9 protein-coding genes, 1 tRNA gene and 2 pseudogenes are annotated in these 14315 nt (G+C 62.4%); 7 read left to right on the top strand and 5 right to left on the bottom strand.

All coding sequences use genetic code 11. The features are described 5' to 3' along the window. Positions 1–34 precede the first annotated feature (34 nt). A complete protein-coding gene (locus tag AC07PT_RS05310) occupies positions 35–1351 on the top strand; it encodes an LTA synthase family protein (protein WP_494656016.1) in 1317 nt (438 codons plus the stop codon). Here AC07PT_RS05310 and AC07PT_RS05305 read toward each other — a convergent pair. Beyond that, positions 1320–1970, bottom strand: coding sequence for a GNAT family N-acetyltransferase (locus tag AC07PT_RS05305; protein WP_494656015.1), 651 nt, complete (start codon positions 1968–1970; stop codon positions 1320–1322). The two genes, AC07PT_RS05310 and AC07PT_RS05305, sit on opposite strands and share 32 nt — an antisense overlap. Before the next feature lie 219 nt (positions 1971–2189). On the opposite strand from AC07PT_RS05305, the pseudogene AC07PT_RS05300 reads away from it, so the two are divergent. From AC07PT_RS05300 to AC07PT_RS05280, 5 genes and pseudogenes are all read left to right on the top strand, one after another. Beyond that, positions 2190–2441 (top strand): annotated as a pseudogene (locus AC07PT_RS05300) (leucine zipper domain-containing protein); the annotation flags it as partial. 40 nt (positions 2442–2481) lie between these two features. After that, on the top strand, positions 2482–2784 hold the full coding sequence (locus tag AC07PT_RS05295) for a hypothetical protein (RefSeq protein ID WP_494656014.1): 303 nt from the start codon (positions 2482–2484) through the stop codon (positions 2782–2784). Between the two features lie 213 nt (positions 2785–2997). Further along, entirely contained in the window at positions 2998–3573 is a 576-nt protein-coding gene (cysC, locus tag AC07PT_RS05290) for an adenylyl-sulfate kinase (protein WP_494656273.1), read from the top strand. A gap of 153 nt (positions 3574–3726) precedes the next feature. After that, positions 3727–4239: pseudogene (locus tag AC07PT_RS05285) on the top strand (methyl-accepting chemotaxis protein); the annotation flags it as partial. A gap of 308 nt (positions 4240–4547) precedes the next feature. Beyond that, a tRNA-Ser gene (locus AC07PT_RS05280) sits at positions 4548–4637 on the top strand. A gap of 116 nt (positions 4638–4753) precedes the next feature. Here the strand turns inward: AC07PT_RS05280 and AC07PT_RS05275 are convergent. Beyond that, complete coding sequence (locus tag AC07PT_RS05275; RefSeq protein WP_494656013.1) at positions 4754–6340, bottom strand: EAL domain-containing protein; 1587 nt, start codon at positions 6338–6340, stop codon at positions 4754–4756. Positions 6341–6786: 446 nt separating this feature from the next. Between AC07PT_RS05275 and ilvD the strand changes: the two genes are divergently transcribed. Beyond that, on the top strand, positions 6787–8646 hold the full coding sequence (ilvD, locus tag AC07PT_RS05270) for a dihydroxy-acid dehydratase (RefSeq protein WP_494656012.1): 1860 nt from the start codon (positions 6787–6789) through the stop codon (positions 8644–8646). Between the two features lie 91 nt (positions 8647–8737). On the opposite strand, the gene katG is transcribed toward ilvD, so the two are convergent. From katG to AC07PT_RS05255, 3 genes are all read right to left on the bottom strand, one after another. Beyond that, on the bottom strand, positions 8738–10912 hold the full coding sequence (gene katG / locus AC07PT_RS05265) for a catalase/peroxidase HPI (protein WP_494656011.1): 2175 nt from the start codon (positions 10910–10912) through the stop codon (positions 8738–8740). 410 nt (positions 10913–11322) lie between these two features. After that, positions 11323–13506, bottom strand: a complete 2184-nt coding sequence (locus AC07PT_RS05260; protein ID WP_492345418.1) for a putative bifunctional diguanylate cyclase/phosphodiesterase — start codon at positions 13504–13506, stop codon at positions 11323–11325. Further along, positions 13503–14267 carry an oxygen-binding di-iron domain-containing protein gene (locus AC07PT_RS05255; protein ID WP_494656010.1) on the bottom strand — a complete coding sequence of 255 codons (765 nt, stop codon included), beginning with the start codon at positions 14265–14267 and terminating at the stop codon, positions 13503–13505. Before AC07PT_RS05255 ends, AC07PT_RS05260 begins: the two co-directional genes overlap by 4 nt. Between the last annotated feature and the right edge of the window lie 48 nt (positions 14268–14315).

Raw genomic sequence — 14315 nt, 5'->3', positions numbered from 1 at the left:
TGCTCTTGTCTGCACATTGGGCTTGTTGAGCTGCTTGATCGCGATCAACCAAGCCAAGGTCAAGGCCTTGCGCGAGCCCGTAGTGTTTTCAGATCTGGCTTTGTTTGCCCAGTCGCTCCGGCATCCACGCCTGTACTTTCCTTACGTGTCGGGACTTCACCTGCTGGCACCCCTTGTGGCCCTGGGGCTGCTGACCCTGGTCATTTGGTTCGACCCCACCTACAGCCCCCTGCCCACCCCTGCACTGTGGCTGATGTGGGGCGGGCTCCTCGGCATTCAGATGCATCTGGCTAAAGGTCTGTCACTGAGTCTTGATCCTGTCCTGGATCAAGCACAACATGGCTTTTATGGCACTTTTGTTGCCTACCTGTTGAACGGACTGAGCCGAGCCGAACGGCACCGGACTCACGAACGATTGAACGAATCGCCTTATGGGCCGATTGCCATCCAAACCTGCAAAAAATCCGGACCCGGTGCGCTTGATCTTCCCGACCTGGTGGTGATTCAAAGTGAGTCCTTTTTCGACATCCGAAAAACGGGCCTGCGCCTGGCGCCAGGGCTGTTAGACCATTTTGATGAGTTGCGAAGTCTGAGCCTGAGCGCTGGCGCGCTGGACACCCCTGCCTGGGGAGCCAACACCATGCGCACAGAACATGCGTTTTTGTCCGGCATCCCGAATGCAACCCTGGGCTATGCCCGCTTCTACCCCTATGCATTCGTGAACCAGGCCATGCCCGCCCTCCCTCGCACCCTGCAAAAAAAGGGTTACCGGTGCACGGCCGTGCATCCCTATCCGGCCGACTTTTTCAGGCGCCGGCAGGTGTTTCCCAGGATGGGCTTTGACACATTTATAGATGAGGCGCACTTCGCCAAGGCAGAACGGGCAGGCCCCTATGTGTCAGACGCAGCGCTCACGGACCACCTGATCCACACACTGGAGCAAGTCCACGATCAGCCCCAGTTCCTATTTGCCATCACGATGGAGAACCACGGCCCGCTGTACCTGGAAGCCGCCAACGCAGCCGAAGCCGCCGCGCTCTACCAGAGCCCCGACGGACTGATCCACCATGACCTGACGGTGTACCTGCGCCACCTCGCCCATGCCGATGCCATGCTGGGTCGATTGCAAGCCTTCCTGAGACAACGCCCCCGCAAAACCCTGCTGTGCTTTTACGGCGACCATGTGCCCAGCCTGGGACCGGTGTACACCTCCTGGGGTGCCACTCCTCAGGACAGCGACTACGTGATCTGGGCCAACCACGCCCAAGCCCAGCCCCGACAGCCACCCGGGCAACGCCTGACGCCAGAACAGCTGGGGCTCACATTGGCCCAGTTCGCAGGACTGCGTTGAGCGGCTTGGTCATGCGGCGGGTGTTGGGGACCGCGCCCCGCGGGCCTGCAAATGCATTTTCCGAGCGGACTACAAAGCCATAACGCTCGTACAGGGCCTGAGCCCTGGGATTCTCCACCGACACATCCAGGCCCAAGTGGGTTCGACCCATGGCCAAAGCAGGGCCCAGCTGCGTGTCCAGCAGGCGGGTGCCCAGCCCCTGGCACCGGAACGCCGGACTCACCCCCAAATGCGCCACATAGTGCATGCCGAGTCCCGGGGGTGGCATGGTGGATTGCAAGTGCATGGCCCGCGCCAGTGCATCCGGCGCTTCGCGTGCCCGGTAGAAACGGCAAATCTGCCACAAGTGCTCCAGACTGAGCTGCACATAGCTCGAGAGCCGGTAAAACGCCCCGACCCCCACCACCCGGCCATCAACGACTGCCACCGTGTGGGCTCGGTAGCCCAGCAAGCCTCTCCCCTGCACAAAAGCAAAGCGCAAAAAATCCAGGCTGTCCGTGCCCCCGCAGGAAAATCCATATGCAATGGCCTGCGGCCCCGAGCTCAACAGCAGTGGCAACACTGCATCCACGTCCTGGGGCTGCGCGGGTCGAAAGTAGCATCGCAATTCGGGGCTCATGTCGGTCCTAAGTGTGAAGTTCCAATAGGTTGTGGCGGGTGTTTACCCGGAGAGTTTCTGAGAGACTGGAAATCGCAAACCCCCAGTCAACTCAAACTTCCAAACCGAATGAACATCCATAAGAATGCCCGATCGACCTACCTGCATCGCCTGGAAATGATTCAAGTTCTCATAGAACGTGACGTAAGTGCATCATAGGCAGACGCCAAGCATGGCGTCAGTGCTGTGGCTGCGCACAAGTGGCTAGCTCGCATCCTGGCAGACGGGGCCAATGGTCTGTGGGACAAATCCTCGCGCCCCGAGAAATCTCTCGCGCGCCATCGAACCACATGTCGCTCAGGCCATCGTAGAGTAGCGACGCAAGCTTTGCCTGCAAGCCTATATCGCCTCATACATTGGCGTGTCCAAAGCGACGGTCAGCCGTGTTCTGCGTCGAGCCGGGTTGTCGCGGCTGAGCGATCTGCGGCCTAACGAACCCGTGCAACGGTACTAACGCGAGAATCCCGGTGACTTGCTGCACATCGACATCAAGAAGCTGGGGCGCCTCGAGCAGGCCGGTCATCGCATCACCAGCAATCGAACCCAGCGCACGCGACAAGTCGACTGGGGGTACGCCTTTGTGGCCGTAGACGACCATAGCCGGCCGACCTTCACGCAGGTCTATCCCGATGAGACAAAGATCAGCGCTGGCGCATTTGTGCGGGCTGCGATGGGCAACTTCGCCATTCTGCATGCACCCATCCAACGCGTGCTGACGGGCAATGGCATATCGTTTCGGTCGGCGCTGTGCGATGAAGCATGCCTGGGAGGGTGAAGTTGCAACCCGTCCCTCCCCTGAGGGAGTCATCGCAGCCTGAAGGTTTGCAGAGGCATGTTGCCCACGCATCGCCCCCAAGTCCAAGTCTCCCTGGATCAAGGGTCAGCCTGCGGCGGACCGCATGGCAATTTGTGACTCCGCGTAAATCCTGCCAAAATCCTACGAGCGCAAACAAGCATATCCAATTTTCTCTTGAATCAAATCAATGCAATGCACCGCCGTCCTCCTGGGGCCGTGGTGTGGCTGACAGGCCTGTCAGGTTCTGGAAAGTCCACCGTGGGCGACGGTCTCCATAACCATCTGCGCGGCCTGGGCCACGCCACGGTACGGCTGGATGGAGACCAACTGCGCGCGGGGCTGTGTGCGGACCTGGGGTTTTCACAGGCAGACCGTGCCGAGAGTGTGCGCCGTGCAGGCGAGGTGGCAGCACTCATGGCCGAGTCTGGCCTCCTCGTGATTGCCTCTTTGATCTCGCCGTTTCAGGCAGGCCGCCTCCAGGTGCGAAAGCGTGTGGCACCGGCCCCCTTCCTCGAGGTTTACTGCGACACTCCCCTGGCAGTGTGCGAAGCCCGCGACCCCAAAGGACTCTATCAACGGGTCCGTGCCGGCCAGATCGCGGAGTTCACCGGCGTGTCCTCCCCCTACGAAGCGCCCAAACAACCCGACCTGCGCCTGGCTACGGCAGAGACGCCCCCGGCTGCATGCATCGAACAGCTGACCCAGGTACTGAGAGACAGGGGATTGCTGTTACAGCCGGAGGTTGCCCTCGAATTTCGGGGTTCATAGCTCAGCCCAGAGAATCTCGGGAAAGAAGTGAAGATATGAACGATGGCGTGGTGAGCAGAGCTAATGACACCTTAGAGTTGACGCACGAGACCGTCACGCAGGTCAAGACAGGCGCGCAGCGTCGGTAGTGGCCGAGACACTGGGCATCCCCAAGGACAGATTGACCAACTGGGCAACATCCTGGCACTGAACGCCGCCGTGGAAGCGGCCCGAGCCGGGGAACAAGGACGGGGCTTTGCAGTAGTGGCCGGAGAGGTGCGCACGCTGGCACAGCGCAGCGCCGAAGCGGCCAAGGAGATCAAAGCCCTCATCGGCCGTAGCGTCGAGCAGGTGGAACAAGGCGCACTCCTGGTCAATCAGGCTGGCAAGACCATGGACGAAATCGTTGGGTCCATCCGCAACGTCAGCAACATCGTCGCTGAGATCTCCCTGGTTAGCCAGGAGCAAAGCACCGGCATCTCGCAAATCGAAGATGCGATCAGCCAGATGGACCAGGTCACGCAACAGAACGCCGCCTTGGTCGAGGAAAGTGCTGCAGCAGCCTCCAGCCTGAATGGGCAGGCCCAGCAACTGGTGCAAGCCGTGGCTGTGTTCAAGGTGGCCCACGAACCATCGGGGGCCACCCATGGGCGGAGACCGGCACCGGGACTGACACTCGCCCACTGAACACCACGGCGAGTCGCATGGTCAGAATGCGGGGGCAAAGCCCCCCTCACTCATGAACGGAGCAGCCGTCCCCCACCCTACCGGCTCAATCTGAATGACCGTATCTGAGGATCGTGATGCAGCCTGGGCAGAGCCTGGGCTCTGCTGGGCCCGTCAGGTCTAATCGATTTGCCATGCGCGCGGAGCGAGACACAGCGCAAGTGTCGTGACTCAAACCATCACCTCGCAATACGTCTGCTGAAATAGTTGAACTCAAGACTCCGTGAGCCGAAAAGCCCTCAGTTTTCCTGCTATAGTTGAGGGCTTCCGGAGAGGTGGATGAGCGGTTTAAGTCGCACGCCTGGAAAGCGTGTGTGGGTTAATCCCCACCGCGGGTTCGAATCCCGCCCTCTCCGCCAAATACAGCCCCAAGTGATTTGCGTCACTTGGGGTTTTTTGTTGCCCGACACCCTTTCACCAGGGCACGGATGGGGCCCAGATCAGCCCATTCATGAGCCCACGCAAGGGACGTTCGTCAGGGCTGGAGAGTTCGCTGCCCAACGGCCGACTTCTCAGCCACCTGGAGTTCAGGCAGTCCACGGGACAGGCGGGTCAACCAGTCTGAAATTTCCTCGGCGGGCATGGCTTTGGCAAACAGGTAGCCCTGCAGCTTGTGCAGTCCTATGCCACGCACCACGGCCAGTTCCTCCTGGGTTTCGATGCCCTCGGCGGTCACCTCCAGGTCGAAATCCTGCGCGATGGCCAACACATGGCTCAGCAAGCGCTGACGCCGCGGATCGAGCAACAGGTTTCGCACAAAGAGGCGGTCGCACTTGATGCCCCGGATGGGCAGCTCGGCCAACATGGCCAGCGATGAATACCCGGCACCAAAATCATCCATGACCACGGCAATGCCCACCCGCGCCATGGCACGCATGGCCTCCAGCATGGGAGCGCCGCTGGCAATGATGGCGTGCTCGGTCAACTCCAGGGTCAATTGTCCGGTCTCGACACCGTGAGCCGCCAAGACCTGTACCAGCCAATGCTCAAACCCTGGCTCCATCAGTGTGGTCGGCGACAGGTTCACCGAAACCCGCAGACCCAGCTGGCCGTCATCCCCCCAGCGCGCCATCTGACCGATGGCCTGCTCCAGGATCAGGCGATCCACCAGCGTGGTCTTGCCCTGCAACTCGCACACCAGCAAAAACACCTCGGGGTTGAGTCGGCCCAGCACCGGATGCTGCAGACGCAGCAGGGCCTCGAAGGCCGGCGGCTGGCCCGCCTTCAACTGCACGATGGGTTGAAAATGCAAGTTCAGGCGCTGCTTGGTGAGCAACTCTGCCAAGTGGTCTGCGATCAGCGCCATCTGAACGTCGTGCTGCGGGTTGGTCACCGGTGTTGCCACTCGCATCATTGACAGGCCTTGCCGCAAGCGCAATTGCAGCCGCTGATCCAAACGCAGGTTGCCCATGTGCTCCAGCGCCACGACCAGGGCAAACACCGCCACCACCGCGATAGCGCCAGCCGACCTGCCCACCGGGTCCGTCAATGGCGACGGAGGAAAGGCGTTGATCAGCAGGCAATGCAGAGCCAGGATGGTCAGGCCACCCAGCACCACGTCGGGCCAGCGCCGCATGGCGTGGCTCTGGATCAACAAACGCCGCTTCGCCGCACGGTGACGGATGGACAGGACAGTCGTCAGGCAAATGGCGACCGCGATGGACGCCAGCAGGGACCCTGCATCGATGTGCGCCAGGCTGGCGCCATAGCCCATGGCCAGCACGAAGTGCCCCGTGAGCATGCCCAGGGCCATCACCACACCCGCCACCACGGTGCGCTTGCGGCTGACGCTGGTGCTGAGCTCAGGCAGCGTGATGCGGGCACTGACCATCATCACCAGCAAGGCCAGCAGCCCCTCATTCAGGTTGGGCGCCCTGCCGCCCAGGTGCTGGTACATGAAGAAACCACCGATGTCCAGCGCCCAGACGATACAGCCGATGATCAGCGCCGCGTGCGAGGCACTCAGGCGCCGATTGCCGGGGTCGACCGACCATGCCGCGTGCTCCACCAGCCGATTGCTGACCTGCACCACCAGAATCGCGAAGGCCACAAATAACAGCATGGACAGTGGCGAAGGGAAACTTGCCGCTCGGGGCACCACAAACCCCGCCACTCCGTACATATATTCATTGACAATCATCAACCCCGCCCCACTCCAACGCAGCACATTTGTCGCCAGAGTCGGCAATTAGAAGCTCGCGCAGCCCCGCAAATGACTCAAGTCAAAAATTTGACACCGGCGAACGCCATTTTGTTGCCAGATTGATACAGATCGTCGAATCACCGGCCCATCAAGCGGGCTGGGGCAGTGGGCTGGCCCACCGGCACGGCCGACGCCGCGCCCATTGCCTGGACCGGAACCCACCGGGGCGGCCCCTGCCCCACGCCTCAGACCCGCACGACAACAAGGCTTGCTCCGCCAGACGATAATCAGGGGCTTCGGCGCTCACCGCCTGTGCGGCACGCTGTTCGACACCAACGATCTGGAACGACCCCAAGGACCTCCTCATGCCAGCTTACCGCTCCAAGACCTCCACTTCCGGCCGCAACATGGCGGGCGCTCGCTCTCTGTGGCGCGCCACCGGCATGAAGGACGACGACTTCAGCAAGCCCATCATTGCGATTGCCAACTCGTTCACCCAGTTCGTCCCGGGTCACGTTCACCTCAAGGACATGGGCCAACTGGTGGCGCGTGAAATCGAGGCCGCTGGCGGCGTCGCCAAGGAGTTCAACACCATTGCGGTGGATGACGGCATTGCCATGGGCCATGACGGCATGTTGTATTCGCTGCCCAGCCGCGACATCATTGCCGACTCGGTCGAGTACATGGTCAACGCCCACACAGCCGATGCGCTGGTGTGCATCTCCAACTGCGACAAGATCACGCCCGGCATGCTCATGGCCGCCATGCGCCTGAACATCCCGGTCGTCTTCGTGTCGGGTGGCCCGATGGAAGCCGGCAAGGTGCGCCTGGCCAACCCGGTGACCCAGACCATCGAATTCAAGAAGCTCGACCTGATTGACGCCATGGTGATGGCCGCCGACAGCAAGGTCAGCGATGCCGACGTGGCCGAGGTCGAGCGTTCAGCCTGCCCCACCTGCGGTTCGTGCTCGGGCATGTTCACCGCCAACTCGATGAACTGCCTGACCGAAGCCCTGGGCCTGAGCCTGCCGGGCAACGGCACCGTGGTGGCCACCCATGCCGACCGCGAGCAGCTCTTCAAGCGTGCGGGCCACCTGATCGTGGACCTGGCCAAGCGCTATTACGAAGGCGATGACGAGACCGTGCTGCCGCGCTCGGTGGGTTTCAAGGCATTTGAGAACGCCATGACCCTGGACATCGCCATGGGCGGCTCCACCAACACCATCCTGCACCTGCTGGCCATTGCGCAAGAGGCCGGCATCGACTTCACCATGACCGACATCGATCGCCTGTCGCGCGTGGTGCCTCAGTTGTGCAAGGTGGCGCCCAACACAAACAAATACCACATCGAAGACGTGCACCGTGCCGGCGGCATCATGGCCATCCTCGGTGAACTGGCGCGCGCCGGCAAGCTGCACACCGACGTGCCCACCGTGCACAGCAAGACCTTGGGCGACGCCCTGACCCATTGGGACATCGTCACCGCCACCGACGAGGCCGTGCGCACGTTCTACATGGCTGGCCCGGCCGGCATCCCCACCCAGGTGGCTTTCAGCCAGGCCACCCGTTGGCCCAGCCTGGACACTGACCGTGCCGAGGGCTGCATCCGCTCGTACGAAAACGCCTTCTCCAAGGAGGGTGGCCTGGCCGTGCTGCGCGGCAACATCGCCTTGGACGGCTGCGTGGTCAAGACCGCGGGCGTGGATGACAGCCTGCTGGTGTTCGAGGGCCCGGCTCATGTGGTCGAAAGCCAGGACGAAGCGGTTGAGCACATCCTCAACGACGAAGTCAAGGCCGGCGACGTGGTGATCGTGCGCTACGAAGGCCCCAAGGGGGGCCCGGGCATGCAAGAGATGCTCTACCCCACCAGCTATATCAAGTCCAAGGGCCTGGGCAAAGCCTGTGCCCTGCTGACTGACGGCCGCTTCTCGGGGGGCACGTCCGGCCTGTCGATCGGCCACTGCTCACCCGAAGCCGCTGCGGGCGGCACCATTGGCCTGGTTCGCCATGGCGACCGCATCCGGATCGACATTCCCAACCGCACGATCGATGTGCTGGTGAGCGACGAAGAACTGGCCGTGCGCCGCGCCGAGCAAGATGCCAAGGGCTGGAAGCCCGTCAAGCCGCGCCCCCGCAAGGTGTCGGCGGCCCTCAAGGCCTATGCCCTGCTGGCCACCTCGGCTGACAAGGGTGCCGTGCGCGACCTCTCGCTGCTCGGCGACTGAACGCCAGCGCCCCCAAGCTCTGAGCTCTGAACGAGAAAAGCCCCGAAAGGGGCTTTTCTCATGGTGGCCCCGTTCGGGGCCGGTGGGGGGCTCAGGCCAGGTCGAAACGGTCCGCGTTCATGACCTTGGTCCAGGCGGCCACGAAGTCCTTCACAAACTTGTCACGGCCATCGTCCTGGGCATAGACCTCGGCGTAGGCGCGCAGCACAGAGTTCGAGCCGAACACCAGGTCCACCCGGGTGGCCGTCCAGCGCACGGCACCCGACTGGCGATCACGGATCTCGTACAGGTTGCTGCCGGCCGGCTTCCAGGTGTAGGCCATGTCGGTCAGGTTGACGAAGAAGTCGGTGCTCAGAGTGCCCACGCGGTCGGTGAACACGCCATGTGCGCTGCCGCCGTGATTGGTGCCCAGCACACGCAGCCCGCCGATCAGAGCCGTCATTTCCGGAGCCGTCAGGCGCATCAGTTGGGCACGGTCCAGCAGCAGCTCTTCAGCGCTGACCACGTAGTCCTTCTTGAGCCAGTTGCGGAAGCCATCGGCCACCGGCTCCAGCACGTCGAAAGACGCCGCGTCGGTCTGCTCTGCCGTGGCATCGCCGCGACCGGGTGCAAACGGCACGGTGAGGTCAAACCCGGCTGCCTTGGCAGCCGCTTCCACCCCCACATTGCCGGCCAGCACGATCACGTCGGCCACGCTGACGCCGAATTTCGCGGCGATGGGCTCCAGCAGCGACAGCACACGGGCCAGGCGGGTTGGCTCATTGCCTTCCCAGTCCTTTTGCGGGGCCAGGCGGATGCGGGCCCCATTGGCACCGCCGCGCTTGTCCGAGCCACGGAAAGTACGGGCGCTGTCCCAGGCCGTGCTGACCAAGTCAGCCGTGCTCAGACCTGTCGCCGCAATGGCGGCCTTGACGGCGGCCACGTCGTAGTCACTGCGACCGGCCGGCACCGGGTCTTGCCAGATCAGGTCTTCCTGCGGCACATCGGGGCCGATGTAGCGGGCCTTGGGGCCCAGATCGCGGTGGGTCAGCTTGAACCAGGCCCGGGCGAACACTTCCGAGAAGTACGCCGGATCCTTGTAGAAACGCTCCGAGATCGCGCGGTAGGCCGGGTCCATCTTCATGGCCATGTCGGCGTCGGTCATGATCAGGCGGGTGTGGCCACTGGCGCCTTCCACATCGGTCGGGCGGTGCTCGTCCTTGAGGTTGATGGGCTCCCACTGCCAGGCCCCGGCCGGGCTCTTCTTGAGTTCCCAGTCGTAGTTCAAGAGGGTTTCAAAATAGCCGTTGTCCCATTGAGTCGGGTGCGGTGTCCAGGCGCCTTCAATGCCGCTGGTCACAGCGTCGCGGCCAATGCCTCGACCGCTGTGGTTGATCCAGCCCAGACCTTGCTCGTTCAGATCAGCACCTTCGGGGGCCGGGCCCAGCTTGGCAGCGTCGCCGTTGCCGTGGGCCTTGCCCACGGTGTGGCCGCCGGCGGTCAAGGCCACGGTCTCTTCATCGTCCATGGCCATGCGGGCAAAGGTCACACGCACGTCGTGGGCGGTTTTGAGTGGGTCGGGCTTGCCGTCCACGCCTTCCGGGTTCACATAGATCAGGCCCATCATGACCGCAGCCAGGGGGTTCTCCAGATCGCGCTCGCCGGAATAACGGCTGTTGGGGCCGCCGCTCGGGGCCAGCCATTCCTTTTCGGAACCCCAGTAGATGTCCTTCTCGGGTGCCCAGATGTCTTCACGGCCGAAGGCAAAGCCAAAGGTCTTGAGGCCCATCGATTCGTAGGCCATGTTGCCAGCCAGGATCATCAGGTCGGCCCAGCTCAGCTGATTGCCATACTTGCGTTTGATCGGCCACAACAAGCGGCGGGCCTTGTCGAGGTTGCCGTTGTCAGGCCAGGAGTTCAAGGGGGCGAAGCGCTGGTTGCCCGTGCCTGCACCGCCACGGCCGTCGGCAATGCGGTAGGTGCCAGCCGAGTGCCAGGCCATGCGGATCATCAGGCCGCCATAGTGGCCCCAGTCGGCCGGCCACCAGGGCTGGCTGTCGGTCATCAAGGCCTTCAGGTCGCGCTTGAGGGCTTCGACATCCAGCTTGCTCACTGCCTCACGGTAGCTGAAGCCGTCGCCCAAGGGCTGGGTCTTGCTGTCGTGCTGGTGCAGGATGTCCAGATTCAGGGCCTTGGGCCACCAATCGACATTGGTCTTGCTGACCGAGGTCATTCCACCGTGCATGACCGGGCATTTGCCGACGGCATTGGCGTTGCTGTTTTCCATTGCGAGTTCCTTTGTAGAAAAGATGACGGTCCGGATCGACCTGACTCGATGCGATGGCCCTGGCATGCCAATGGAGGCGGGGCCAAGCTGCGTCTTGTTGATCACTATCCAGCGGTCTCCATTCTGAAGCCCAAGCCGCTTAAAACCACAAAAATATCACTCCAAAATCATTATCATCACAATAGAAAAATACGAACGACTTTGATTTTTGATAGTTTTGTGCGCCATTCAGTCATTGGCACCGACCGCTCGGTGTCTATCGTGCCTCGCGATGGCGCAGGTGTGTGCGCTTTGCGAAGCACACGGTCGCACCATCCGACGAAAGGAGCCCTTGCCCTCACCTCGCCCTTGGCAGGCGAACGCGCGCCAGCCGCGCTCGCTCGCCGGCCTTCGACCCGGGCCAGGGTGCCTCAGGCCTCGCTGCTGAGACGCGGAGAGGCCGTCAGCGGCATGTCCCGGGTGGGCAGGCTGATGCGGTAGCCCTGGGCGTAATTGATGCCCATCTCACGCAGCGCCTGCAGGATGTCGTCGCTCTCGACAAACTCGGCCACGGTCAGGATGCCGATGTCCTGGCACAGACGCGACAGGTTATGGACCAGGGCATAGTCGATCTTCGAGTTGAGGATGTTGCGCACAAAGGCGCCATCGATCTTCACGTACTCGAACTTCAACTCGCGCAGGTAATGGAACGAGTTGTAGCCGCTGCCAAAATCGTCCAGCGCAAAGGCAAAGCCCCGGCTGCGCAACTGGGTGAGAAAGGTGCGCATATTGGTCATGTCACCAATCGCATCGCGCTCCAGGATCTCAAACACGATGCACTGGGGCGGGATGCCCAGCGCATTGCACAGGTCTTCCGCATAGGCCAGCACGCCGCGCCCCTGGATTTCCTGTGCCGACAGGTTCAGGAACACCTTGATGTCGGGCGCGCCGCTGAGCATGCGCTGGCGTTGGGCCTCCAGGGCTTTTCGGATCACGATGCGGTCCAGCTCGCGGCCCATGCCGTATTTCTCGATGGTCTCGATGAACTGCCCGGCCACCACGATGTCGCCATTGGGCTCGACCATCCGGGCCAGGGTCTCGCAGGCAAAGAGCTCGCCGCTGTGGCAGTCCACGATGCTGTGGAAGTACGGCACGATGCGCTCCTGATGCAACGCCACGCGCAGGCGCTCGGCGTAGTCACGGGTCTGCCGGCCCGCGTGGGCCTTGCCCTTGAGCGATTCCAGCGTGCAGGCGCCGTCCTTGCCCATCTCCTTGGCCCGGTACATGGCCTGATCGGCACCGGCCAGGATATCGGCCTCATTGCCGGCGTCGCCTGGGTACACCGCGATGCCAATCGACACGGTCAGGTGAAAGTGCTTGCCATCGGGCGCGGTGAAGCTGCGTTCGCGCAAAGCCTGCCCCAGCAGGTTGGCCACGGTGCTGGCCCCGCTGCGGCCCGTCTCCATCAACAGCACGGTGAACTCGTCGCCACCGATGCGCGCCGCCACATCCCCCTTGCGGATCTGGGTGCGCAGGATTTCGGCCACACCGCGCAAGGCCTCGTCACCCACCTGATGACCATAGGAGTCGTTGATGTCCTTGAAATCGTCCAGGTCCAGCATGAGCAGCGAAAACTCGTGCCCGTGACGCTCCGAACGGCCAAATTCGTACTCCAGCACGTTGCTGAACTGGCGCCGGTTGTACAAGCCCGTCAGCGGGTCGTGCATGGCGTAGTACTCCAGCTCGGACAGAGTGCGCGACAACAGTTTGCTGGAGCCCACCACCATCACCATCACCGACAGGATGGAGCGCACCACGCTCTCTTCCTGCGACGTCAGCTCGTTGCTGCCCACGTAGGCCACGCCCAGCAGGCCGGCCAGCCGCGGAGTGTGCTCGGGCACGGTCACGGTGATCATGCGGATGTCATCCGCTGCCGCATTTTGCTCGGGCACGGGAATCTCGAACTCGTCGATCTCCAGCAGGGTGTCGGCCGGCAGGTTCAGCCCGGTCAACATCTGGCGCGACAGCATCTCGCGCGCGCTCTTCTTCATGTCTTCCGGGTAGTCACCCAGGTAGTACAGGAACAGCGACAGGCCGTGCTCCTCGGCAAATGCGATGTAGAAGAAGTTGAACGGGAAGATGGCATGGAAATCGGCCAGGATCTCCTGCACAAACGCCTTCCACTGGGCCACATGCTCGTGCGAGAGGATGATGCGCTCCAGCACCCGGCTCTGGCGCTCGAAAAGGTCTTTCTCGATCAGCGTCGAGGCCAGATCGGTCACCGTCTGATTGAACTCCAGCAAGGTGGTCTTGGCATGCTCGGCGTTGCGGCTCCACTGGCGCTGGCGCTCGCCCAACAGCAGCGCCATGGTCTGCTCCAGGCTGCGGTAGGTGTCGATCACGTGGCGCAGGCGCAGCGCCAGGTTGTGCGGCATGGCCTCTTGGGACAAGGCCTCCAGCTCAGCCATCACCTCACTCTGCACCTGGCGAACCAGGGCCCCCAGGTTGCTGGCGAAGGCCCGGCTGCGCGTCTGGCTCTCCAGCAGGGACGCCATGCGGTCCATCACCCGCTGGCGCAAAGCCTCCAGATGGTTGGTGAAAATGGGGGCACTCATCGAACGAATCGCCCGCCGCTTTGCAGCAGATCGATGCCGCATTGCAATTCGCCCAGCCAGGCCAGAAACTGCCCCACCGCGGCCCCACGGTAAACCGGCCCATGCTGGGGCGCGATCATCTCGATGTCCAGGTGCGCGATCGTCTCCAGCCAGCAACGGATGGCCCGGTTCGATCCCATGTAGCGGCGGTGAAAGCCTTCGATGTAGGGCAGGTGCCCAGCCAGATCATCCACAAAGGCCGTGTCCAGATCCGGCGGCATCATGGCCGCCCCGATGTCGCCCGAGAACAGCACCTTGGCCACCGGGTCGTACACATTGATCTGCCCCTCGGAGTGCAGAAAATGCGCCGGCACCACCTCCAGATCAAACCCAGGGGCCACGTTGCAGTGCATGCCCTCGTCGGGAACCCCGACAAAATGGGACATGTCCTTGAGCCCGTAGTGCGGCAAAAACCGCATCCAGATGCTCGACACATAAACCGGTGCGTCCAGCAACTCCAGCCAAGTCGACAGGCCCCCGACAATGTCCGGATCCTGATGCGAGAGAAAAACACCTTTGATGCCGGCAGGCTGCACATAGCGCAGCATTTCAGCCAGCACCCGGGGCATCACGCCAAAACCACCGGGATCCAGCAGCACACCCTGCCCCTCATGAACCACCAGATATTGGTTGGACCTGATCCCATCCTCCTCGCCCGGTTCACTCTCATTCAACAAAATGAATTGATGCTGGTCTGATTCATGGAGCTTGATATTGCGCATAACCTTCTGAGAGCTTCAAGGGGCAGGGTCGATGATCGACGAAACATA

The organism is Curvibacter sp. GW821-FHT09D12 (assembly GCF_059416245.1).
This window is presented reverse-complemented; position numbering and strand designations above follow the sequence as displayed.

Excerpts from the sequence above, each read along its gene's own strand:
- ilvD (WP_494656012.1), top strand. The coding sequence starts at position 6,787 with ATGCCAGCTTACCGCTCCAAGACCTCCACTTCCGGCCGCAACATGGCG.
- AC07PT_RS05305 (WP_494656015.1), bottom strand. The coding sequence starts at position 1,970 with ATGAGCCCCGAATTGCGATGCTACTTTCGACCCGCGCAGCCCCAGGAC.
- AC07PT_RS05275 (WP_494656013.1), bottom strand. The coding sequence starts at position 6,340 with ATGCTGTTATTTGTGGCCTTCGCGATTCTGGTGGTGCAGGTCAGCAAT.
- AC07PT_RS05260 (WP_492345418.1), bottom strand. The coding sequence starts at position 13,506 with ATGAGTGCCCCCATTTTCACCAACCATCTGGAGGCTTTGCGCCAGCGG.
- katG (WP_494656011.1), bottom strand. The coding sequence starts at position 10,912 with ATGGAAAACAGCAACGCCAATGCCGTCGGCAAATGCCCGGTCATGCAC.
- cysC (WP_494656273.1), top strand. The coding sequence starts at position 2,998 with ATGCACCGCCGTCCTCCTGGGGCCGTGGTGTGGCTGACAGGCCTGTCA.
- AC07PT_RS05255 (WP_494656010.1), bottom strand. The coding sequence starts at position 14,267 with ATGCGCAATATCAAGCTCCATGAATCAGACCAGCATCAATTCATTTTG.